This window comes from Moellerella wisconsensis (assembly GCF_022592395.1).
GTDB lineage: Bacteria > Pseudomonadota > Gammaproteobacteria > Enterobacterales > Enterobacteriaceae > Moellerella > Moellerella wisconsensis.
In genome coordinates this window covers 859,511-882,196 of sequence record NZ_CP093242.1, presented here as the reverse complement: position 1 = coordinate 882,196, position 22,686 = coordinate 859,511, and the positions used below count along the sequence as shown (strand labels likewise).

Sequence of the window (22,686 nt, the reverse complement as noted above, 5' to 3'; positions counted from 1 at the left end):
TCACGTTGTTAGTAAAACAAGTTAAAGTAGTTCAGTTATTCAGGTGGGGTATCGCCAAGCGGTAAGGCACTAGGTTTTGATCCTAGCATGCCCAGGTTCGAATCCTGGTACCCCAGCCATCCTGACTAACATATTTAGTTTTACGATAGCCTTTCAGGTGGGGTATCGCCAAGCGGTAAGGCACTAGGTTTTGATCCTAGCATACCCAGGTTCGAATCCTGGTACCCCAGCCATCTTCCTGATATTCCAATCGTTATAAAAAATTGAATAGACAGAGTTACCCAAAGGCTATGTAGCTCAGCTGGTTAGAGCACAACACTCATAATGTTGGGGTCACAGGTTCGAATCCCGTCATAGCCACCATCTAATGGGGTATCGCCAAGCGGTAAGGCACTGGATTCTGATTCCAGCATCCCAGGTTCGAATCCTGGTACCCCAGCCATATCTCCCTACTCTCTATTTCGCATTATCTACAACCTTCTATATTAATCCCTATTATTTTATGTAACTTCAATAAGCTCCATATTTATTCTATGGTTTATACTTCGCTTAAATAAGCAAATAAACCCAGAAATTGGCTCCCCATTACGCTATAACCGTCATGGAGAGAGCAACGGCTAATCGCAATAAACTACAAACCTAACGCATACTTAAGGGCGATCTTTTTGGCTTCTCCGGCGCGTTGTGCCGTCATTAATCCCAAATTACGCAGCGTTTTTAAGCCCGGCAAGCTTTCGCTAAAGGCCAGATAAAAAATATCCATTCCTGCCTGCATAATCAAATTGTCCGGCATTCTACGGCGTTGATAACGTTTAAGAACTGAAAGCGTATGCCATGGTTGTAAATATTGCTTAGCCTCTGTCAGCACTTGCAGCAAGACATCCACATCCCGATAACCTAAATTGACCCCTTGCCCCGCTAACGGATTAATTGAATGTGCCGCATCACCAATTAACACCAATCCTTGATCAACGTAACGATTAGCATGATGTCTATTTAATGGAAAAGCCCCCGTTGCGAGAGGGGTCACTGCGCCTAAACGCTCAGGAAATGCCACTTGAATAGCTTGGCTTAATTGTGGCATCGACATCGCCTGTAACTGGCGAATTTTCGCTGGGCTATCGTACCAAACAAGTGATGCCCAATTATCATACAGCGGTAAAAAAGCACGAGGACCGGAAGCATGAAACTGCTGCCAAGTAGTCTCTTGCTGAGGCGTCTCAGTTTGTACTGTAATCAACATACAAGATTGACGATACTGCCAACCACGGCTACCTATCCCGGCAAATTGCCGCACTTGTGAACGCGCACCATCAGCCCCAATAACTAATTTAGTTTCGATGGCCTCATGCCCTTCCAGCGTCAATAACCAGCCGTCGATTTGTTTTTCCATTTGCAGCAACGTGGCAGGGTAAATAAGCTGTAAATTAGGATATTTTTCACATTCTTGCCACAACGCAAGCTGTAACACTCGGTTTTCGACCATAAAACCTAATTCAGGCAGACCTAGGCTCTTGGCATCAAAAATCACATTTGAGCCAGGTTCTTCCCATGTTTCTAATTGTCGATATGGTGCTGAACGCATGTTAAGAACATTTTCCCATGCGCCAAGTTGTTTTAGTAATTCAACAGACGCACAGCTAATCGCTGAGATCCGTACATCAGGTGGGCAGTTAGCATCAAAAGGTGCTGGCGGTGCTTTTTCGAGCAGTGCCACATTAAAACCTTCTTGTGCTAACCCCAATGCTGCTGCTGCACCCGTCATACCGGCACCAACAACTACAATATCATAATTTTTTATTAACTTATTCATCACATTAGCCGCTATTAACTGTTTGATTTCTGTAGTTTACCGAAAAATTTCTCCGCTGACAGGGAATATCTCTTCGTGTAACGCTGGTCACTGCCATCGCAAATGAATACAATAACAATTAAACTTATTACAGGCATTCTGCCTGCTCTGTGGATACAGATTCCAAGTGATAATTTACAACAAGGCAGCGATTGATTATTACATTTATCGCATGATCGCATACTGTCCATAATCAAAATGTAATACTGTATTCACTAACGGATCGGACTTTGGATTTTTACCCAACATGCTAAACTTATAAATACAGCCATTATTATTATAACGACTGTAGGAATAAACGTTATTTTGTCACAATCCGTCGCGCGCTCTTATACCTGAGCCAAGAAACAGCTAATAGCTTCAAATAATTAGCTAATTTAACGGTTGTAGAAATAACAAAAAAGTATGGTGGGTTTACAATGCGTTTCGGAGTCCATTACACTAGCTACTCTGAAAACATCGGATAGAGAAATGTCGACAATAAAAAAACTGTACATTAAAACCTGGGGCTGTCAGATGAATGAGTACGATTCATCTAAAATGGCAGATCTACTCGAAAGTACTCACGGTTATCAATTGACCGAAGTGCCTGAAGAAGCGGATATTTTACTGTTAAATACCTGTTCTATCCGTGAAAAAGCACAAGAAAAAGTATTCCATCAATTAGGTCGTTGGAAATATTTCAAGGACAGTAGACCCGATATTATCATTGGCGTCGGTGGCTGTGTTGCCTCTCAAGAAGGCGATTTTATACGGCAGCGCGCGCCGAGTGTTGATATTATCTTTGGTCCACAGACACTGCATCGTCTGCCAGAAATGATTAATCAGGTTAAAGGAACTCGTAGCCCTGTTGTCGATATTAGTTTCCCTGAAATAGAAAAATTTGACCGTTTGCCGGAGCCGAGAGCAGAAGGCCCAAGCGCATTTGTTTCAATTATGGAAGGCTGCAATAAATACTGCACATTCTGTGTGGTTCCCTATACCCGAGGCGAAGAAGTTAGCCGCCCATCAGATGATATTTTATTTGAAATAGCGCAACTAGCAGCCCAAGGAGTACGTGAAGTTAATCTGCTTGGTCAAAATGTTAACGCCTATCGTGGAGCCACTTACGATGGTGATATTTGCACTTTTGCCGAATTATTACGTTTAGTTGCAGCGATTGATGGTATCGACCGTGTTCGCTTCACTACTAGCCATCCAATTGAATTTACTGACGATATTATTGAGGTGTATAAAGATACGCCCGAATTAGTCAGCTATCTACACTTACCAGTACAAAGTGGCTCAGACCGAATTCTTACCTTGATGAAACGCGCGCATACCGCATTAGAATATAAAAGCATTATTCGCAAATTGCGCAAAGCACGACCTGATATCCTGATAAGTTCTGATTTTATTGTCGGCTTCCCCGGCGAAACTCAGGATGATTTTGAAAAAACGATGCAGTTAATTGCTGATGTTAATTTCGACCTCAGTTTTAGCTTTGTTTATTCCCCACGCCCAGGAACACCGGCAGCCGATCTGCCTGATGATGTGAGCGAAGAAGAGAAAAAACAACGTCTATTTTTACTGCAACAGCGAATCAACCAACAAGCTATGAATTTTAGCCGTGCCATGGTAGGCAGTGTTCAAAGAATCTTAGTTGAACGCCCTGCGCGTAAAAATGTGATGGAACTGGCTGGGCGAACTGAAAGTAACCGCGTGGTTAACTTTGAAGGCACACCAGATATGATAGGCAAATTTGTCGATGTAGAAATTGTCGGTGTTTATGCTAACTCACTGCGCGGTAAAGTTATCCGTACCGAAGATCAAATGGATTTACGCGTACATGAATCCCCAGAGTCTGTTATTGCTCGCACCCGTAAGGAAAATGAAATCGGTGTTGGCAGTTATCAGCCTTAAACATAGAGATAATCAGTGACTGAAAAAAAATCTTCGCAAATAGCGACCCAAGAAATATTCCTTGAACCCGCAGATAATCAGCGCTTAATGAGCCTCTGCGGGCCATTTGATGACAATATCAAACAGCTTGAGCGTCGTCTGGGCGTAGAAATAAATCGCCGAGATAATCGTTTTAAACTGGCGGGCAAGGCATTAAATATCCAGGCAGCTAGCGCAATTTTGCGTCAATTATATGTGGATACTGCGCCAATTCGAGGGGTGATCCCCGAGATTGAACCAGAACAAATTCATTTAGCGATCACTGAAAGCCAAGTTTTAGAGCAATCAGCCGATAGTATTCCTGACTTTGGTAAAGCGGTTAATATCAAAACTAAACGCGGTGTGATTAAACCGCGAACACCAAATCAAGCGCAATATATTGCTAATATTCTCGATCATGATATTACCTTTGGGATTGGTCCCGCGGGAACCGGGAAAACTTATTTGGCGGTAGCGGCAGCAGTAGATGCTTTAGAACGCCAAGAAATTCGTCGAATTTTATTAACTCGTCCGGCAGTTGAAGCGGGTGAGAAACTGGGCTTTTTGCCCGGTGATTTAAGTCAAAAAGTTGACCCTTATTTACGTCCACTTTACGACGCATTATTTGAAATGTTAGGCTTTGAGAAAGTTGAAAAACTGATTGAACGTAACGTTATCGAAGTCGCTCCTCTGGCTTATATGCGCGGACGTACATTAAACGATGCATTTATTATCTTGGATGAGAGCCAAAATACCACCATTGAACAAATGAAAATGTTCTTAACCCGAATTGGGTTTAATTCCAAAGCGGTGATCACTGGGGATATTACTCAAATAGATTTACCTCGCGGTAATAAATCGGGATTAAGACATGCTATTGAAGTGTTGTCTGACGTCGATCAGCTAAGCTTTAATTTCTTCCACAGTGAAGATGTGGTACGACACCCTATCGTGGCCAAAATTGTTATGGCCTATGAAGCATGGGAAGAACAAGACCAAAAACGTCGTCATGTGCTGCGTCTCGAAAAAGAACAGCAAAAACTGATTGAAAAACAAGAAGACAATTCATGAGTTCAGTTATCCTTGATTTACAAATTGCCAGTGAAGATCTCACTGGCCTTCCTGATGAAGCGCTATTTCAACGCTGGCTAGATGCAGTATTGCCACAATTTCAGCCAGAAAGCGAAGTGACTATTCGTATCGTTGATGATGCAGAAAGCCATCAGTTAAATTTAGCTTATCGTGGAAAAGATAAATCGACTAATGTACTATCATTCCCTTTCGAAGCACCGCCAGAAATAGAATTACCGCTATTAGGTGATTTGATTATCTGTCGTCAAGTTGTTGAGTTGGAAGCAAAAGAACAGCAAAAAACTGCCGAAGAACATTGGGCTCATATGGTAATTCATGGCTGTCTGCATCTGCTAGGCTATGACCATATTGAAGATGAAGAAGCCGAAGAAATGGAATCACTGGAAACAGAAATTTTAGCTCAATTAGGTTACTCAGATCCCTATTTGATTGAAAAAGATTAATCATTCTTTGATTTTTATGCTAAATATTAGCACTATAACAATCCATTATTACTTCTATATAGGAAACTAAAAATAAAACGCCATGAGCGACGATCATTCTTCTAGTAATGACACCCCTGGTCCTAAGAAAGGGTTCTTTGCACTGTTAAACCAATTATTTCACGGTGAACCAAAAAATCGTGATGACTTGGTAGAACTCATTCGTGATTCAGAACAAAACTCACTCATCGATCCTGATACCCGAGAAATGCTCGAAGGTGTGATGGATATTGCCGATCAGCGAGTTCGCGATATCATGATCCCTCGGTCACAAATTGTGACACTAAAACGGAATCAACCACTCGATGAATGCCTCGATGTCATTATTGACTCTGCACATTCTCGTTTTCCGGTGATCAGCGAAGATAAAGATCATATTGAGGGATTGCTGATGGCAAAAGATTTACTGCCATTCATGCGCTCCGACTCCGAACAATTCAGCATCGATAAAGTATTGCGTCCTGCGGTTGTGGTGCCCGAAAGTAAACGTGTTGACCGTTTACTGAAAGAATTCAGATCTCAGCGCTACCATATGGCGATTGTGATTGATGAATTTGGTGGCGTCTCCGGCTTGGTGACTATCGAAGATATTCTTGAGTTGATTGTCGGTGAAATTGAAGATGAATACGATGATGAAGATGATGTTGATATCCGCCAACTGACTCGCCACACTTTTTCTGTTCGTGCATTAATGCAAATTGAAGATTTCAATGAAGCCTTCAATACCCATTATAGCGAAGAAGAAGTGGATACTGTAGGCGGTTTGGTGATGCAAGCCTTTGGTCACTTACCTTCTCGTGGTGAGACCATCACCATCGATGATTATGTGTTCAAAGTTGCTATGGCCGACAGTCGTCGGATTATTCAGCTGCACGTAAAAATCCCCGACGAAGCATCTATTCCTGATTTGGATGAAGAACAAAAATAATGGCAGCTGCTTCATTATACTCACGCCAATGGCCACGATTGCTGTTGGCGTTAATTTTCGGAGCCAGTGGAACGCTGGCTTTTTCTCCTTTTGACTTCTGGCCGGCGGCAATTGTTTCGTTATCTGCCCTGCTGTGCTTAACCTTACAACGCACCACTAAACAAGCGTTCAATATTGCGTTTTGCTGGGGATTCGGCTTATTTGGTAGCGGTGTTAATTGGGTTTATGTCAGCATTGCTGATTTTGGCGGTATGCCCACCGCGGTTAACGTACTGCTGGTTATCTTACTTGCTGCTTATTTAGCTCTTTATCCGGCGTTGTTTGGGGCATTACTGAATAAATTCTTTCCTAAAACAACCGTTTATCGATTAGTTTTCGCTGCGCCCGTAATCTGGCAACTCACTGAATGGCTACGCGGTTGGGTATTAACTGGCTTTCCGTGGTTGCAATTCGGCTATAGTCAAATTGATGGTCCATTAAAAGGACTGGCGCCAATTGTTGGCGTAGAAATGATAACCCTGCTGTTAATGGTTATTAGTGGGTTAATTGTGTTTTCCCTCGCTCAGCGTCGGTTTATCGCGCTAGGGATTGCCGCCCTATTATTATTGCTACCGCTAAGCGTTAAACAACTTCAGTGGTATACGCCTATTAATGAGAAAACCCGTGAAATCGTGCTTATCCAAGGCAATATTCCCCAATCATTAAAATGGGATCCTGAATTTCTCGATAAAACTAAACAGATTTATATTCAGCTCTCTCTGCCCTATATCGGTAAAGCATCGACCATTATTTGGCCTGAATCTGCGGTTCCTACTTCTGAAGCTGATAGCCAAGCCTGGCTACAGTCTCTTGACACCTTGCTGCGAACTGAAAATACGCGTTTAGTTACCGGAATTGTTGATGTACAACAACGGGCAGAAGGTGGCTATAAATTTTATAACAGTATTATAGTGTTAGGCGAAAAAACACCTTATCGCTATCTCTCTCAAGACCGCTATAACAAACATCATTTAGTGCCTTTTGGCGAGTTTGTACCGCTTGAGGATCTGCTACGCCCTATTGCTCCATTCTTTAATCTGCCCATGTCCGGTTTTAGCCGAGGTGATTATCAGCAAGCACAGCTGATAGCGGGTAACATGCGGCTTACTGCGGCAATTTGCTACGAAATTATTTTGGGTCAACAAGTTAGAGATAACTTTAAACCTGATACCGATTATTTACTGACTATTTCCAATGATGCATGGTTTGGGCGCTCAATTGGGCCATGGCAGCATTTCCAGATGGCAAGAATGCGAGCACTTGAGCTAGGCCGTCCATTATTGCGCGCTACTAATAATGGGATCACTGCGTTCATTCGCCCAGATGGGTCTATCCAAGCACAATTACCACAATTTGAAGCCGCCGCACTCTCAGCACAAGTCACGCCAACCCAGGGTTTAACTCCTTATGCCCGTTGGAGTCACTGGCCATTATGGATTGTGGTCGCCTTATTCGGTGCCATCGCCTTGATTGCTGGGCGAAAATACCGCCGCTAAATTTTCGTGCAGATCAAAAAAGCCTGCCATGGAATAGATATTCTCCATGGCAGGCTTTTCAATATTATGTCTAAAATAGTTAGCTATCGATGGCTTAAATCATAGGGCGGCCAGCAATAAGCGCGCTTTTAGTCCCCAATAACTGGTCCAGCCAGAAGTAAAACTGACCATTTCACCGTGATCAATAATCATAAAACTCGGCGTAGCACTCACGGCAGCTAAGGCTGATATTTGGCCATCTATATCATTGATCACAGGAAAATTAAGCCCTTTTTTGTGCATCCCCTGCAATAATCGCTGACTATCGCCAGAGCGGATCGCCACAGAAATTACCGGCACGCCCGCCGCGGCTAGCTCAGCCACCATAGGTGAGGTCATTTTACACACCCCGCACCATGTCGCCCAAAAGTAGACTAAAATCGGTTTATCTCGGCTTAACTGTGCCAATGAAACAGATTCGCCATTAGCTAACGTCATCGGGGCTAATAGCTGCGGAGCAAGATGAGCCGGTTTGCGCCACCAGTCCATAGCAGTAGTGGCGATAAAAATTATCACCACCAGCACAATAATCTCTTTCAACCATTTTCTTAGTCGGGTCATGAGATTAATTATTTAACTTTTGCCAATTGCTGCTTAACAATCTGCTCCAACTGCTGTTGATCGATAGCACCGGGGATCATTTCTTCCCCTACTAACGTTGCAGGTGTCCCCTGAACGCCTAATTTCTCGGCTAATTGTAAATTATTTTTGACGGTCAATTTACTTTTATCATTCGCCACCAACGTCTCATTACCCGTCGCTTTTAATGCTTGTTTAATATTATCTTCGGTCAGTATGCCTTGTTTTTGCATCAATTTTTGATGTAATTTTTGAAACGCCTCAGGGTTTTGCTCCCACAGAGTTAAAACTAATTGAGATGACTCTAATGACGTCTGCCCTTTGAACGGTAACGGTTTTATCACCACGGCTACTTCTGGATATTTTTTAACAATCTCTTCCAATTGTGGATCAAAGCGTTTGCAATACGGGCAGTTATAATCGGTAAAGCTCACTAAGACTAATTTGGCATCTTTGGCGCCAATACGAGGGCTGGCGGGATCGTTAAATAGTGCATTATGTTCTGCTTTGATCGTATCTTGCACTTGAGCCTGTTGTTTCTCAAATTGTTTAGCCTGCAATGCTTGGATAGCCTCTTCCAGAATTTCTGGATTTTTAATCAACGTATCACGCACTAATTCACGCACTTGTGCTTCCTGATCTGCCGATAATGGGGCGGCTTGTACGCCCATACTGACTGCGCCTAAACTTAGGGTGAATGATGAAAGTAATATTGCTAGCAGTGTTTTTTTCATTTTTCGGCTCCTTGCGCCTGATTGGCCGTCGATACCTGATTTAAGGTCGATGCCTGATTTAAAACGGATAAAAGCTCTTCTCGATCAAGCAATGTAGATAATATTTTGCCTTCTTTAATTGCAGTACCATAAATTTGGTTAAACGGCACAGCAACCTGTCCACGTTGTTGTAAAAATTGATTAATTTCAGCTGACGGTTTAGTCCAATCGCCTCGTAACGCTACCACATCTGGCGCACTTAATGCTTGTTGAACGTCGTCTCGCAGCAATACATTATATTTATTCGCCTTACAGGTAACGCACCAGTCGGCGGTGACATCAACAAAAACCCGTTTGTTCTCAGATAATGCCTGATCGATAGCAGCTTGTGTCAATGGCTGCCAGTTAATGCTATCTCGAACCAACGAGCGATTGGTCGCCGAATTATCGCTATAAGTTGACCATGCAAAGCCCGCTGCCAGTAGACTAAATAAAAGAAAAGTCATTGCCGCTACTCGATAACCATAATGCTTCGCAATAAAAATTAATAAAACTAACAATAGTATAATGGCAATAATTAACGAGTAGATATATCCGATATGCGCGCTCATTAAGCTAATTAGCCATAAGCACGAAATCAACATCATCGCCCCCAGTACTGCACGCAAGATATTCATCCAGCGACCGGGTTTAGGAAGAAGCCGAGCCACCGCAGGGAAGGCGGCAATTAATAACCATGGCAAGCTCATTCCTATCCCTAAGGCAGTAAATATTAGCCATAATTCAGCGATAGGTGCAGCTAATGCAAATGCGACCGCAGTACCCAAAAAAGGCGCGGAGCATGGGGTCGCTAATAATGTGGCAAAAACGCCCTGCCAAAAATGACCGGCATTACCTTGCCCGCCCAACGTCGCTAGACGAGTATTGGTTTTACTGCCTAAGTTTATTTCAAATAATCCCAATAAATTGGCACTAAATAGCGCAGTTACTAGCACCATAAAGCCGATAAACCAAGGATTTTGGAACTGTATTCCCCAGCCAATCACCTGCTGCCCAGCCCGGAGTAACGTCATAAACAGCGCTAACAGCCAGAACGAGGCTAAAATTCCTGAGGACGAAAGTAAAAACTGGCGCCGAATTGTCTGCTGTTGGCCTTGCGGCACATACAGAATTGATCCCAATTTCATCGCTAATACCGGCAATACGCATGGCATTAGATTCAATATTAAGCCGCCTAATAGCGCAAAGGCGACCATTTGCCACAAAGGAATAGCAGCTAACGAAGACGTCGAAGTATTTATCTGGGTGACATTACCGCCATGCGGTGTAATTTGCTGTTTAATCTGCTGAGAAACCCCATGATCAACAACCACAAAAGAGAGCGTTTCTCCGCTAAGATCTGGTGCGCTATCCCCCCAATCATCAGTAACATCAATAATCGCGGTTAATGTCTGTGCTGAACTATTTATTTTCGGCACACTCAGTGCGGTACCCTCGGGATAATCAATAAATAGCTCGGGCTGTTGCCACGACAACTCATTGGTTTTATTTAAGTTAATGACCAATTGATTACCAGTAAATCCTACTGTTGCCTGCTCAACTAATCCTTTTTCAGCCGGAACTGTGCCTTTAGCTTGATTAAATAACCATGCAAAATCGCCCGGTGCCGATTGGGTAAGATCTAACTCAAAAGGATAATCAGTCAATACACAAACATTACTGCACGTTGATAAGGTTAATACGCCCGCTAATGATTTCAGTGATTCTGAAACCTTGAGTTCGATAGGCAGACTGACATCGCCAGAATAGCCTTGGGTAGAAATACCGGCCACATCAAAACGATGAGGGGTCGGCCAAAACCATTGACTGGCTTCAACCGGTGATTGCCATTTAATTTCAGGCGCGATCCCACCTTCACCCGGCGAGCGCCAATAGGTTTTCCATCCCTGAGCTAATTTAATATCCAGCAATAATTCAATATGCCCATTAATAGGCGCAGATGATAATAAGCGAACAGCGGCATGAGAATTATTTTTTTCTGTTAACCAACCACTGTCTGCCGCGTGCAGGTTAATCGAAAAAAATATGATAACAGTTAAAAACGAATTAATAATAAAACGCATAGTTTCCTCCAAAGTTAAAATCCATTAATTAATTGAATTTAATGGGTTTCTAATCTCGAAGGTTACAAAATTGGAGATGTAGCCGAACACGGGGAGGTGGATATTTATCACTGCGTTGTTTGGCGCGACGCGGAAAACGATAACAGAGTAAAGTTAATGCCGCCAAAGTAAAGTACCAGATAAATAAAGGTTCTAAAGCGAGGGGAAATAAAGGCAATAACGACTTAGCGCTGAGTTCACAAATAGAAATTTTACCGTTGTCATTATAGCCAGATGCGTGTGATTGAATTGATTCTGCGGGCAAGAAAAGACTGCCTGAGACGACTGGCGATGATAAGTGATGATGGGACAATCGTTCACCTAGTGCTCGCTGATTGAGGCAAAATAGCACCATCAGACAAAGCAAAATAGCTAATACTTTTCCTTTCGCTAACGCCATGCTGCTATTCATTATCTGTTAACCTAATCCTAAGCAAACCTATTAATTATAGGGAGTTTTATCCGTAACTTGGCACATATCAAATCGTAGCTTCGCGCACATTAAATCATCACTTAGCGCATCTAGTATCGTAACTTAGCACAATTTAGCCGCAATATTAGTGGCTAATCTTACACAGCCAATCTATTGAAACAAGCAACATCATTTAACTTTACAAAGCCAAATCGCACTCTCACACAGTAAATCTAGACAATAATGAAGGAATAACTGAATAACTCAGCCTAATGAAATTTTGTCGATTTAAAATCAACTCAGCCCACGATATCACTTTAAAACAACCGCCTATTCATCATCTTAAAACAACTGCTTATTCATCGATTGTGTCACTATTTCTATTATTCAGATTAAATATTGTTCCGACTAAATATTGTTCCGATTCAATTTGGCATTGAACTTGCAACGTAATCTTACTATGGAAGTAATAATCGTCTTGATTGCTGTTTTAATGCTCTATTATTGCCATTTCATTGCAATTAATTATTTCACATTCACCACAACAGTGAATCACGAACCAAAATAGTGCAGTAATAGTGCAGTAATAATACAGCAACAGTGCAATAAATGATGAAAATCCAAGCAATATGCGAAGCAGCTCGCGAATTGAAAACAAAATGTTATCAATTAATAACAAATTTAATTAGATTTTAACATTAACTAAACACATATCAAATGAACAGCCGGTGATCGCCAAGGCGAGACATTAGCAAACACAACAGACCACAAGTCTAAATGATGTTATCAAGGAGCTGTATATGCGTATGAATAAACTGATTTTATCAATGATGATACTGGGCGCAACGTGCGCAGCTCAGGCAGAAGAATTAACCGGTACATTGAAAAAAATCAAAGATAATGGAGTCATCGTAGTTGGGCACCGTGAATCTTCAGTTCCCTTTTCTTATTATGATAATAGCCAAAAGGTCGTCGGCTACTCACAAGATTATTCAGATCAAATTGTTGCCGCAGTCAAGAAAAAGCTCGATATGCCGAACTTAGACGTTAAATTAATACCAATCACTTCACAAAATCGCATTCCGTTACTGCAAAATGGAACTTATGATTTTGAATGTGGTTCCACTACTAATAATGTAGAAAGACAAAAACAAGCCGCCTTTTCTAATACTATCTTTGTGGTAGGTACCAGATTATTAACCAAAAATAGTTCTGGTGTAAAAGATTTTGCTGATTTAGCCGGTAAAAACGTGGTTGTTACTTCAGGAACCACCTCCGAAGTTATGCTAAATAAACTCAATGATGAGAAAAAAATGGGCATGCGCATCATCAGTACCAAAGATCATGGCGATGCTTTCCGTACTTTAGAATCTGGGCGTGCAGTCGCTTTTATGATGGATGATGCGTTGCTTGCAGGTGAACGCGCCAAAGCTAAAAAACCAGATATTTGGGAAATCGTTGGTAAACCGCAATCCGAAGAAGCTTACGGTTGCATGCTGCGCAAAGATGACCCGCAATTTAAAACACTGGTTGATGACACCATTGCCAGCGCCCAAACTTCTGGCGTAGCCGACAAATCATATAACCGTTGGTTTGAACAACCCACACCACCGAAAAACCTTAACTTACATTTTGCCATGTCAGATGAAATGAAAGCTCTGTTTAAACATCCAAATGATAAAGCGCTGAACTAATTAAAAAATTAGACTGACTAAAAATAAATATGGGGTAGTACTGGCAGTACTTATCGCGAGGCGGTCGTTCCCCGCCTCGCATATTTTTGCCGGTTATTGGGGCTAAATTTATAACCCACAGGGAGTTGCATATGTCTATTGATTGGAACTGGGGGATATTCTTACAGGATGCTCCATTTGGTAATACTACCTATTTAGGCTGGTTAATCTCCGGTTTTGAAGTCACTGTCACACTGTCGATTTGCGCATGGATTATTGCTTTTCTGGTGGGCTCATTTTTCGGGATTTTACGTACTGTACCCAATAAATCTGTAGCAATGATTGGCACGATATATGTCGAGTTATTTCGTAACGTTCCGCTAATTGTACAATTTTTCGCTTGGTATTTAGTGGTTCCAGAACTGCTTCCTGAATCTATCGGGGACTGGTTTAAAGGCGAACTCAATCCTAATATTCAATTCTTTGTTTCATCAACATTATGCCTAGGCTTATTTACCGCAGCCCGCATGACAGAGCAAGTTCGTGCCGCGATTCAATCACTACCACGAGGACAAAAAAGTGCTGGCCTCGCCATAGGTCTAACATTACCGCAAACATATCGCTATGTATTACTGCCTAATGCCTACCGGGTTATTTTGCCGCCAATGACCTCTGAAATGCTCAATTTGGTCAAAAACTCTGCGATTGCATCCACCATTGGATTAGTCGATATGGCAGCACAAGCTAACAAATTACTCGATTACTCTTCTCATGCTTGGGAATCATTTACCGCTATCACCTTAGGCTATGTCGGCATTAATCTAGTCATTATGCTGTTAATGCATTTAGTTGAACGCAAAGTACGGTTACCTGGCTCCACCGGAGGGCGCTGATATGTTTTATGAATTTAACTGGAGCTCAATCGTTCCTAGCTGGCCATTTCTGGTTGACGGCTTGATTATTACCGCAAAAATTACCCTCACAGCAATCGCCGTCGGAATTGTGTGGGGTACAATACTTGCTATGATGCGTCTTTCACGCTTTAAGCTAGTCAGCTGGTTTGCCGCATTATATGTAAATATTTTTCGCTCCGTGCCTTTAGTGATGGTGCTGCTATGGTTTTATTTAATAGTGCCTAACTTATTACAAAATGTTCTAGGAATATCCCCAAAAAGTGATATTCGTTTAATCTCTGCGATGATAGCCTTTTCACTTTTTGAAGCAGCTTACTATTCAGAAATTATACGGGCAGGCATTATGAGTATTGCTCGCGGACAGTCTTCAGCGGCTTTAGCGTTAGGGATGACACGCATGCAGTCGATGAGATTAGTTATATTACCTCAGGCATTTCGCGCGATGGTTCCCCTACTATTAACTCAAGGGATTGTGCTCTTTCAAGATTCATCGTTAGTCTATGTATTAAGTTTGACTGATTTCTTCCGTATGGCGACCAATATCGGCGATCGCGATGGAACCCAAGTAGAAATGGTATTATTTGCAGGTTTTGTTTACTTTATTATTAGTTTTTCTGCGTCTATGCTGGTGAACTATCTTAAGAAAAGGACGGTTTCATGATTACCCTGAAAAATGTATCCAAATGGTATGGTCAGTTTCAGGTGCTTACTGACTGCTCAACAGACGTCAAAAAAGGCGAAGTTGTGGTAGTTTGTGGGCCTTCTGGTTCGGGCAAATCCACCTTAATAAAAACAGTCAATGGCTTAGAACCTATCCAGCAAGGCGATATTTTTGTCGATGAAATTCATGTAAACGACAAAAAAACAGATTTAGCGAAATTGCGCTCCCGAGTGGGTATGGTTTTCCAGCACTTTGAGCTATTCCCTCACTTATCTATTATTGAAAACCTGACCTTGGCACAAATCAAGGTGTTAGGCCGCAGTAAAGCGGATTCCGAGGCGAAAGGGTTAAAATTATTAGAGCGTGTCGGCCTTTCGACCCATGCCAATAAATTTCCATCACAGCTCTCTGGTGGTCAACAGCAGCGGGTCGCCATTGCTCGCGCCTTATGTATGGATCCTATCGCCATGCTGTTTGATGAGCCGACCTCGGCCCTTGATCCTGAAATGATTAACGAAGTTCTGGATGTTATGGTCGAGCTAGCCAATGAAGGGATGACCATGATGGTTGTCACTCATGAAATGGGATTTGCGAAAAAAGTAGCGAATCGAGTGATTTTCATGGATGAAGGTAAAATTGTCGAAGACAGTAAAAAAGAAGATTTCTTCGCCAATCCTAAATCCGAGCGAGCTAAAGATTTCTTAGCTAAAATTCTGCACTAATCAGATACTCACCCCGCTATTTATTATCATTATAATCCCAAGGAGCGGTGCTCTTTGGGAATTTGTTTTTATCGCTATTACTATTTTTTCACGTCAAACAATACCAATCACCTTCATTTTTAGTTAAGTTGTTAGATTCAAGAGAGTAAAATCATCGGATATACTCATCAAGATGCAATAAAAACGGTTTTCTGTTTTATTCAACAGGTAACAGCTATTGTTGTTTTACGGTGTAATCCGCTATGCTATGCGGATCTAAACTAATTAAGACATTCACGCTACTGAGTAGCTTTACTCACCACAGGATTATCGGTGCCATGCAAGAACAATATCGTCCAGAAGACATAGAATCTCAAGTACAGCGTCACTGGGAAGAAAAAAGAACATTCAAAGTGACAGAAGACAACAGCAAAGAAAAATACTATTGCCTGTCAATGCTACCTTACCCTTCTGGTCGACTGCATATGGGCCACGTTCGTAATTACACCATTGGTGATGTTATTTCTCGTTATCAGCGTATGCTCGGCAAAAACGTGCTACAACCAATTGGATGGGATGCTTTTGGTCTGCCAGCAGAAGGTGCCGCAGTTAAAAACAACACTGCACCCGCGCCTTGGACCTATGCAAATATCGATTACATGAAAGGCCAACTCAAAATGTTAGGCTTTGGTTACGATTGGGATCGCGAAATTGCCACCTGTACACCAGAATATTATCGTTGGGAACAATGGTTTTTCACTAAGCTGTATGAAAAAGGATTAGTGTATAAAAAAACCTCAGCGGTTAACTGGTGCCCACATGATCTGACCGTATTAGCTAACGAACAAGTAGTTGATGGCTGCTGCTGGCGCTGCGATACTCCGGTAGAACGCAAAGAAATTCCACAATGGTTTATTAAAATTACCGATTATGCGGAAGAACTGCTGAATGATTTAGATAAGCTAGATGAATGGCCTGAACAGGTTAAAACCATGCAGCGTAACTGGATCGGTCGTTCTGAAGGGGTAGAAATCACCTTCAATGTAGCTGACCGCGATGACAAGTTAACGGTTTATACCACTCGCCCTGATACCTTTATGGGAGCGACTTATGTTGCCGTAGCTGCTGGGCATCCGTTAGCTCAAGAAGCAGCAGCGAATAATCCTCAACTAGCTGCTTTTGTTGAAGAATGTCGTGCGACTAAAATGGCCGAAGCTGACATGGCGACCATGGAGAAAAAAGGTTTAGCCACCGGCTTTTATGCTGTCCATCCTTTAACTCAAGAAAAACTACCTATTTGGGTAGCTAACTTTGTGCTGATGGAATACGGCACCGGAGCAGTTATGGCTGTTCCTGCACATGACCAACGTGATTGGGAATTTGCGCATAAATATTCATTACCTATTAAAGCAGTAATTGCTGATACCGAAGGAAATCAACCTGATATCAGCGAATCTGCAATGACGGATAAAAACAGCCTGATTAACTCTGGTGAGTTTGACGGCTTATCAAACGAAGCCGGCTTCAATGCGATTGCAGATAAACTGGTTGAGATGGGGGTAGGTCAGCGTAAAGTTAACTATCGTCTGCGCGACTGGGGGGTTTCTCGTCAACGTTATTGGGGCGCACCAATTCCAATGGCAACGTTGGAAGATGGCACTGTGGTTCCGGTTCCTGAAGACCAACTGCCGGTGATCCTACCAGAAGATGTCACCATGGACGGCATTACTAGCCCAATAAAAGCAGATCCTGAGTGGGCAAAAACTACCGTTAATGGCCTGCCAGCACTGCGTGAAACCGATACCTTTGATACCTTTATGGAATCATCATGGTATTACGCACGTTATACTTGCCCTCAATTTGATGATGGCATGCTTGATCCCGCAGCGGCAAACTATTGGCTGCCTGTTGATCAATATATTGGCGGTATCGAACACGCTATCATGCATTTAATGTATTTCCGTTTCTTCCATAAATTAATGCGCGATGCGGGTTTAGTGAACTCTGATGAACCAGCCAAACGTCTGCTGTGCCAAGGTATGGTACTCGCCGATGCGTTTTATTATATTGGTGAAAATGGTCAGCGTGTATGGATCTCGCCAGTCGATGCTATTGTTGAACGTGACGAGAAAGGCCGCATCACTAAAGCGGTGGATAGTGAAGGACGTGAGCTTGTCTATACTGGCATGAGCAAAATGTCTAAATCAAAAAATAACGGTATCGACCCACAATTGATGGTCGAAAAATACGGTGCTGATACCGTTCGTTTATTCATGATGTTTGCTGCGCCACCAGAATTAACTTTAGAATGGCAAGAATCTAGCGTTGAAGGGGCTAACCGCTTCGTCCGTCGTGTTTGGCGTCTGGTCCATGAGCATTCCCAAAAAGGAACCGCTGCGGCATTAGATATCACAACATTGACCGCTGAACAAAAAGATCTACGTCGTGATCTGCATAAAACGATCGCCAAAGTAACCGATGATATTGGTCGTCGTTATGCCTTTAACACCGCTATTGCCGCGATAATGGAGTTCATGAATAAACTGACCCGTGCGCCGCAGGAAACTGAACAAGACCGTGCGTTAATGCAAGAGTCATTAGATGCAATCGTCCGCATGTTGTCACCAATTATTCCTCACGCCTGTTTCGAAATGTGGAAAGCGTTGGGTCATAATGAAGACATCGATTTCTCCGCATGGCCAGTTGCTGATGAAAAAGCCATGGTCGACGACACTAAACTGGTTGTCGTACAGGTTAACGGAAAAGTACGTGGTCGAATTACTGTTCCAGCAGATGCCACGCAAGAGTTTGTTCAAGAAATGGCATCACAAGAGTACAGCGTGACTAAATATCTTGAGGGTGTCACTATTCGCAAAGTGATTTATGTACCAGGTAAATTATTGAACCTGGTTGTTGGCTAATAAAGGAGGCCAGGTGCGATATCTGATCACTCTATTATTAAGTATGGCGGTGCTAGTCACCGCCGGTTGTGGCTTTCGTTTACAAGGAACCACTCAGGTTCCTGAAGAACTGAGAACCCTTCAGCTTAGTACGTCGGACCCTTATGGTCCGCTAGCTCGCGCTGTGCGCGAGCAGCTGCGTCTTAGCAATGTTAAAATTGTAGAACATGGACGCGCAGATATTCCGGTACTGAAAATTACCGGATCATCTGAAAATACAGAAACAGTATCAATCTATCAAGATGGTAAAGCAGCAGAAAAACAGCTGAATTTCTATCTGAATGCTCAAGTAATTATGCCTGATGGTGCAGTATATCCATTGCAAAGCCGAGTTGAACGCGCATTCTTCGATAACCCATTAGAAGCACTAGCGAAAGATGCTGAAAATGACTTAGTTAAACAAGAAATGCGTGAACAAGCAGCACGTGTTTTGGTTCGTAAATTATTAACTATCCATAGCGCAGAGCAACAAAAAGCTGAAGCGCATAATACGGTTCAATCGACCGATACTGTAACTCAGCAATGACTCGTATCTATCCAGAACAACTGTCCTCTCAATTGCAAGATGCATTGAGAGGTAGTTACCTGCTGTGGGGCAACGAGCCTCTGCTGTTACAGGAATGCCAAGATAAAATTCGTCAGGTCGCCCTGCATCAAGGGTTTACTGAACATTTTAGCTTTTCATTAGATGCCCAAACTGATTGGGATGAAATTTTTTCTCTCTGTCAATCCATGAGCCTATTTGCAAGCCGTCAGATATTAACCTTGATGTTGCCTGAAAATGGACCCAATGCAGCCATGGCTGAAAAGCTAACCCAATTATCGACACTGCTACATCCTGATCTGCTGTTAATTTTGCGTGGACACAAACTCACCAAAGCTCAAGAAAACAGTCGTTGGTTTAAAGATATCAGTAGCAATGGGTTATATATCAGTTGCTTAACCCCTGAGTATCAGCGCCTACCACAATGGGTGGCTCAGCGAGCTAAACATTTGGGACTCAGTTTAGAAGAGCAAGCCAATCAACTGCTATGTTACTGCTATGAAGGCAATTTATTGGCTTTATCGCAAGCGCTTGAGCGCTTATCACTGCTGTATCCTGATGGTAAATTGACCCTGCTGCGCGTTGAAACGGCGGTCGATGATGCGGCGCATTTTACCCCGTATCATTGGATTGACGCGCTACTGGCGGGCAAGCCTCAACGGGCATGGCATATATTAAATCAATTACATCAAGAAGATATGGAAGCTGTTATTTTACTGCGTTCAATTCAACGTGATTTAATGTTATTGCTCACGCTCAAAAAACAGTCAACACATACCCCATTAAAAAACTTATTTGATCAGCATAAAGTCTGGCAAAATAAACGCGCATTACTCTCCAGTGCTCTGCAACGATTAAGCCTAGCGCAATTGCAATCGGCCATTCAGCTACTCGCGCAAGCCGAACTAAAAGCTAAACAAGATTATAGCCAACCGGTATGGCCTGATTTAGAAACCTTATCGATGCTACTGTGTGGTAAAACCTTACCGGAGAGCTTGATTGATGGGATTAACTAACCCAGTGCCAGCCCCATTAGGATTACAAGCTCTATTTGGCGGAACGTTCGATCCTATTCACTATGGTCATTTACGCCCTGTCGAAATATTGGCAAAAACTACCGGCTTAGCGCAGGTTATTTTACTGCCTAACCATGTTCCACCCCATCGACCACAACCCGAAGCTAGCGCCCAGCAGCGGGTTGCGATGGTAGAATTAGCCATACAAAACAATCCGTTATTTAGTTTGGATACGCGTGAATTAGCCCGAGAAACGCCCTCTTATACTCTCGATACGCTCCGCGAACTGCGCCATCAACTAGGCCACCAGCAGCCGCTCGCCTTTATCATAGGCCAAGATTCTTTGTTATCGATTAATACTTGGTATCAATGGGAGGAGTTACTGCAAAATTGCCATCTTTTAGTCTGCGCGCGCCCCGGTTATGCGACTCGCTTCGCACAGCCTGAAATGCAACAGTGGCTAGAGACTCATCAAACTCGCGATCCTGCACAATTATCGGTACAACCACACGGATTAATCTTTCTCGCAGAGACGCCATTAATTAATATTTCAGCCACCGAGATTAGAAACCGCTTACATGCGGGCGATTCATGCGCTGATTTATTACCGCCCGCCGTATTACGCTATATTCGCCAACATTCACTGTATCAAGACTAGTTTTTCAGAAAAGACAGGTGATCAAACAAATTCAGGGCTGAAAAATTAGAGTAATTTTCTCCATTGATTAGCGGAGGGATAAGGTAAAAAGTAACGTTGTTGGCTCAAATAATCATCTGGATGTCGCTGTAATAACTCCAGCATAAACTCGATAGGCTGAGATAAGTTAGCTCGCTGATGACGGTAGTCGTCGATTAATTGTGTCAGTTGAGCTTTTTCATCGGCGCTAATATTCTTTTTAAAATAGCCTTGCAAATGAGACAACGTGTTCGATTGATCGCCTCGTTTTGGTGGATTCGAGGTTATCGCCAATAAATAATCACAATATTCTACAAAAAAAGCTGCCAAATTAGGCATTTTATATGCATCAGCGATCATCTTGCCCGATCTTTTATAACCGGCTTGCGAATATGACATGAATAAATATTTATATTTGCTATGAAATTCAATCAAGGATTTCACTGACAGATTATCCTTATATTGCTGCAATTCATTCAGCATAAATACGCGCTGCATAAAATGGTCTAATGCTACCGGATCGGTCATGTCTGTCATGCTCAATGTCGGCAATCCGCTACACTCAGGTGCTATTTTCTCAGCAAAAATAGCTCCCGCTATTTTAATTTCTTCTTCAAACTGATCACCAACCTGCTGTAAATTAAGCTCAGAAGAAAGACATTGAATAAGTTTATTATCTTGCCTCGCGCCGAAATATTCATTCCAATCTTCAGCGGATAAATAAACTCGAACATTAGGTTTTGTTTTCATAGTAAATTACGTTTATTCCTTAGCCGATTATTTGCTATTTTATCAGCGAATTAAAATAACTATTAAAATGACGACTGCATCTTATCAGCAGATAAGATACGCCAAGGATCAACTGACAATTTTTTACATATACTTGCATCAACTGATAGTGAAGCCAGCTAATTTATTTTAGTATAAATAGCTAAAGGCAAAATATATTGATGCATTATTATACGCATGCTATACAAGCAACTATGCCGGTAATGACGCTAATAACTGTACATGTATTGATCTGGCCTGAATACCTACTAGGTTAGCGTAAAAAACACTGAGTTAGGGTTAAAAAGGTGTTATTATAGGAAATTCTCGGTTGTAAATTGACAGGCTAAATTCAGCTGTTATTCTTTCGGCTGAGGTTTTTAAGACATATGCTTTAAGACATGCGCTTACTGTATTGGCGGTCTTTAACGGTTATCTGAGTTTATTAACTCGGTGCCATTACCGAAATGTCGTTGTTAAAATGCCCGGGCTGAAATATCAGCGCTATATTCTATATTCAGCGCGATATCAGTACTAAAAGCTTCTATTATTCTAGAATACACTACCTGCTCATCAAAACTCATTGATAATAATTTTATCGATGGAATAAGGTATCAGGCTAGCAAGCACCATTGGCGCTATTCTAAAATAGAAACCGAGCCAGAGACATCGTCACTACTATCATCGCTAAAAGCGTGTTTTAACCATTTAATAGATTAATTTATTTTGAGGGTGAACCTTTTGCAAGGAACTGAACTCCAACAATTTATCATTGCTAGACTCGAAGATTCAAAAGCTGAAGATATGGTAACTATCGATGTTCGAGGAAAATCTAGTGTTACTGACTGCATGATCATCTGCACGGGAACCTCTAGCCGTCACTTAGCTTCAGTTGCCGATAAACTGATTGATGAATGCCGCAAAAATGGATTACAACCACTGGGTGTCGAAGGTCAAGGCGTTTCTGACTGGATTGTTGTTGACCTAGGTGAAGCTATTGTTCATGTTATGCAAGACGAAAGCCGTCGCATGTATGAACTGGAAAAACTCTGGAGCTGA

The 22,686-nt window shown here is 42.3% G+C and carries 20 protein-coding genes and 4 tRNA genes; 18 read left to right on the top strand and 6 right to left on the bottom strand.

Going from position 1 to position 22,686, the window contains the following annotated elements:
• Positions 1-44 precede the first annotated feature (44 nt).
• From MNY66_RS03775 to MNY66_RS03760, 4 genes are all read left to right on the top strand, one after another.
• A tRNA-Gln gene (locus tag MNY66_RS03775) sits at positions 45-119 on the top strand.
• A gap of 39 nt (positions 120-158) precedes the next feature.
• Positions 159-233: transfer RNA gene (locus MNY66_RS03770), tRNA-Gln, on the top strand.
• Positions 234-286: 53 nt separating this feature from the next.
• Positions 287-363 (top strand) — tRNA-Met (locus MNY66_RS03765).
• Positions 364-368: 5 nt separating this feature from the next.
• Positions 369-442 (top strand) — tRNA-Gln (locus MNY66_RS03760).
• A gap of 189 nt (positions 443-631) precedes the next feature.
• On the opposite strand, the gene ubiF is transcribed toward MNY66_RS03760, so the two are convergent.
• Complete coding sequence (gene ubiF / locus MNY66_RS03755) at positions 632-1,813, bottom strand: 3-demethoxyubiquinol 3-hydroxylase (RefSeq protein WP_241501460.1); 1,182 nt, start codon at positions 1,811-1,813, stop codon at positions 632-634.
• A gap of 510 nt (positions 1,814-2,323) precedes the next feature.
• Here ubiF and miaB point away from each other — a divergent pair.
• The 5 genes from miaB to lnt all read left to right on the top strand — a co-directional run bounded on the left by miaB (position 2,324) and on the right by lnt (position 7,809).
• Positions 2,324-3,754, top strand: a complete 1,431-nt coding sequence (gene miaB, locus MNY66_RS03750; protein WP_047255752.1) for a tRNA (N6-isopentenyl adenosine(37)-C2)-methylthiotransferase MiaB — start codon at positions 2,324-2,326, stop codon at positions 3,752-3,754.
• 87 nt (positions 3,755-3,841) lie between these two features.
• Positions 3,842-4,843 carry a PhoH family protein gene (locus tag MNY66_RS03745; RefSeq protein ID WP_047255797.1) on the top strand — a complete coding sequence of 334 codons (1,002 nt, stop codon included), beginning with the start codon at positions 3,842-3,844 and terminating at the stop codon, positions 4,841-4,843.
• Entirely contained in the window at positions 4,840-5,307 is a 468-nt protein-coding gene (ybeY, locus tag MNY66_RS03740) for an rRNA maturation RNase YbeY (protein WP_047255753.1), read from the top strand. The genes MNY66_RS03745 and ybeY overlap by 4 nt, the downstream gene beginning before the upstream one ends.
• An 82-nt stretch (positions 5,308-5,389) precedes the next feature.
• Complete coding sequence (gene corC / locus MNY66_RS03735) at positions 5,390-6,274, top strand: CNNM family magnesium/cobalt transport protein CorC (protein WP_047255754.1); 885 nt, start codon at positions 5,390-5,392, stop codon at positions 6,272-6,274.
• Positions 6,274-7,809, top strand: coding sequence for an apolipoprotein N-acyltransferase (gene lnt, locus MNY66_RS03730; protein ID WP_241501459.1), 1,536 nt, complete (start codon positions 6,274-6,276; stop codon positions 7,807-7,809). The genes corC and lnt overlap by 1 nt, the downstream gene beginning before the upstream one ends.
• Positions 7,810-7,908: 99 nt before the next feature.
• On the opposite strand, the gene MNY66_RS03725 is transcribed toward lnt, so the two are convergent.
• Genes MNY66_RS03725 through MNY66_RS03710 form a run of 4 tightly spaced genes read right to left on the bottom strand, consistent with a single transcriptional unit; the run spans position 7,909 to position 11,714 of the window.
• The gene (locus tag MNY66_RS03725; RefSeq protein WP_047255756.1) at positions 7,909-8,409 is read right to left on the bottom strand and encodes a protein disulfide oxidoreductase; all 501 of its coding nucleotides are present in this window, start codon (positions 8,407-8,409) and stop codon (positions 7,909-7,911) included.
• A gap of 8 nt (positions 8,410-8,417) precedes the next feature.
• A complete protein-coding gene (locus tag MNY66_RS03720; protein WP_241501458.1) occupies positions 8,418-9,161 on the bottom strand; it encodes a DsbA family protein in 744 nt (247 codons plus the stop codon).
• Positions 9,158-11,263 carry a protein-disulfide reductase DsbD family protein gene (locus MNY66_RS03715; RefSeq protein WP_047255758.1) on the bottom strand — a complete coding sequence of 702 codons (2,106 nt, stop codon included), beginning with the start codon at positions 11,261-11,263 and terminating at the stop codon, positions 9,158-9,160. Before MNY66_RS03715 ends, MNY66_RS03720 begins: the two co-directional genes overlap by 4 nt.
• Before the next feature lie 49 nt (positions 11,264-11,312).
• Entirely contained in the window at positions 11,313-11,714 is a 402-nt protein-coding gene (locus MNY66_RS03710; protein WP_052956385.1) for a hypothetical protein, read from the bottom strand.
• Positions 11,715-12,514: 800 nt separating this feature from the next.
• Between MNY66_RS03710 and MNY66_RS03705 the strand changes: the two genes are divergently transcribed.
• From MNY66_RS03705 to nadD, 8 genes are all read left to right on the top strand, one after another.
• A complete protein-coding gene (locus tag MNY66_RS03705; RefSeq protein WP_047255759.1) occupies positions 12,515-13,408 on the top strand; it encodes a glutamate/aspartate ABC transporter substrate-binding protein in 894 nt (297 codons plus the stop codon).
• A 131-nt stretch (positions 13,409-13,539) separates the two neighbouring features.
• On the top strand, positions 13,540-14,280 hold the full coding sequence (locus MNY66_RS03700) for an amino acid ABC transporter permease (protein ID WP_241501457.1): 741 nt from the start codon (positions 13,540-13,542) through the stop codon (positions 14,278-14,280).
• A gap of 1 nt (position 14,281) precedes the next feature.
• Positions 14,282-14,962, top strand: a complete 681-nt coding sequence (gene gltK, locus MNY66_RS03695) for a glutamate/aspartate ABC transporter permease GltK (RefSeq protein ID WP_047255761.1) — start codon at positions 14,282-14,284, stop codon at positions 14,960-14,962.
• A complete protein-coding gene (locus MNY66_RS03690; RefSeq protein ID WP_047255762.1) occupies positions 14,959-15,684 on the top strand; it encodes an amino acid ABC transporter ATP-binding protein in 726 nt (241 codons plus the stop codon). Before gltK ends, MNY66_RS03690 begins: the two co-directional genes overlap by 4 nt.
• Before the next feature lie 317 nt (positions 15,685-16,001).
• Positions 16,002-18,584 (top strand): leucine--tRNA ligase, encoded by a 2,583-nt coding sequence (gene leuS, locus MNY66_RS03685; RefSeq protein ID WP_241501456.1) that lies wholly within the window; start codon positions 16,002-16,004, stop codon positions 18,582-18,584.
• A gap of 43 nt (positions 18,585-18,627) precedes the next feature.
• Positions 18,628-19,149, top strand: coding sequence for an LPS assembly lipoprotein LptE (gene lptE, locus MNY66_RS03680; protein ID WP_420915520.1), 522 nt, complete (start codon positions 18,628-18,630; stop codon positions 19,147-19,149).
• A complete protein-coding gene (gene holA / locus MNY66_RS03675; RefSeq protein ID WP_241501455.1) occupies positions 19,146-20,183 on the top strand; it encodes a DNA polymerase III subunit delta in 1,038 nt (345 codons plus the stop codon). Before lptE ends, holA begins: the two co-directional genes overlap by 4 nt.
• Positions 20,170-20,841, top strand: coding sequence for a nicotinate-nucleotide adenylyltransferase (gene nadD, locus MNY66_RS03670; RefSeq protein WP_047255766.1), 672 nt, complete (start codon positions 20,170-20,172; stop codon positions 20,839-20,841). The genes holA and nadD overlap by 14 nt, the downstream gene beginning before the upstream one ends.
• Before the next feature lie 45 nt (positions 20,842-20,886).
• On the opposite strand, the gene MNY66_RS03665 is transcribed toward nadD, so the two are convergent.
• Positions 20,887-21,609 carry a YbgA family protein gene (locus MNY66_RS03665; RefSeq protein ID WP_241501454.1) on the bottom strand — a complete coding sequence of 241 codons (723 nt, stop codon included), beginning with the start codon at positions 21,607-21,609 and terminating at the stop codon, positions 20,887-20,889.
• 750 nt (positions 21,610-22,359) lie between these two features.
• Here MNY66_RS03665 and rsfS point away from each other — a divergent pair.
• Positions 22,360-22,686, top strand: a complete 327-nt coding sequence (rsfS, locus tag MNY66_RS03660) for a ribosome silencing factor (protein WP_072165968.1) — start codon at positions 22,360-22,362, stop codon at positions 22,684-22,686.

Excerpts from the sequence above, each read along its gene's own strand:
- MNY66_RS03700 (WP_241501457.1), top strand. The coding sequence starts at position 13,540 with ATGTCTATTGATTGGAACTGGGGGATATTCTTACAGGATGCTCCATTT.
- MNY66_RS03725 (WP_047255756.1), bottom strand. The coding sequence starts at position 8,409 with ATGACCCGACTAAGAAAATGGTTGAAAGAGATTATTGTGCTGGTGGTG.
- miaB (WP_047255752.1), top strand. The coding sequence starts at position 2,324 with ATGTCGACAATAAAAAAACTGTACATTAAAACCTGGGGCTGTCAGATG.
- MNY66_RS03665 (WP_241501454.1), bottom strand. The coding sequence starts at position 21,609 with ATGAAAACAAAACCTAATGTTCGAGTTTATTTATCCGCTGAAGATTGG.
- lnt (WP_241501459.1), top strand. The coding sequence starts at position 6,274 with ATGGCAGCTGCTTCATTATACTCACGCCAATGGCCACGATTGCTGTTG.
- MNY66_RS03710 (WP_052956385.1), bottom strand. The coding sequence starts at position 11,714 with ATGAATAGCAGCATGGCGTTAGCGAAAGGAAAAGTATTAGCTATTTTG.
- corC (WP_047255754.1), top strand. The coding sequence starts at position 5,390 with ATGAGCGACGATCATTCTTCTAGTAATGACACCCCTGGTCCTAAGAAA.
- MNY66_RS03720 (WP_241501458.1), bottom strand. The coding sequence starts at position 9,161 with ATGAAAAAAACACTGCTAGCAATATTACTTTCATCATTCACCCTAAGT.
- MNY66_RS03690 (WP_047255762.1), top strand. The coding sequence starts at position 14,959 with ATGATTACCCTGAAAAATGTATCCAAATGGTATGGTCAGTTTCAGGTG.
- holA (WP_241501455.1), top strand. The coding sequence starts at position 19,146 with ATGACTCGTATCTATCCAGAACAACTGTCCTCTCAATTGCAAGATGCA.
- MNY66_RS03715 (WP_047255758.1), bottom strand. The coding sequence starts at position 11,263 with ATGCGTTTTATTATTAATTCGTTTTTAACTGTTATCATATTTTTTTCG.
- MNY66_RS03745 (WP_047255797.1), top strand. The coding sequence starts at position 3,842 with ATGAGCCTCTGCGGGCCATTTGATGACAATATCAAACAGCTTGAGCGT.
- MNY66_RS03705 (WP_047255759.1), top strand. The coding sequence starts at position 12,515 with ATGCGTATGAATAAACTGATTTTATCAATGATGATACTGGGCGCAACG.
- leuS (WP_241501456.1), top strand. The coding sequence starts at position 16,002 with ATGCAAGAACAATATCGTCCAGAAGACATAGAATCTCAAGTACAGCGT.
- ubiF (WP_241501460.1), bottom strand. The coding sequence starts at position 1,813 with ATGAATAAGTTAATAAAAAATTATGATATTGTAGTTGTTGGTGCCGGT.
- lptE (WP_420915520.1), top strand. The coding sequence starts at position 18,628 with ATGGCGGTGCTAGTCACCGCCGGTTGTGGCTTTCGTTTACAAGGAACC.
- nadD (WP_047255766.1), top strand. The coding sequence starts at position 20,170 with ATGGGATTAACTAACCCAGTGCCAGCCCCATTAGGATTACAAGCTCTA.
- gltK (WP_047255761.1), top strand. The coding sequence starts at position 14,282 with ATGTTTTATGAATTTAACTGGAGCTCAATCGTTCCTAGCTGGCCATTT.
- ybeY (WP_047255753.1), top strand. The coding sequence starts at position 4,840 with ATGAGTTCAGTTATCCTTGATTTACAAATTGCCAGTGAAGATCTCACT.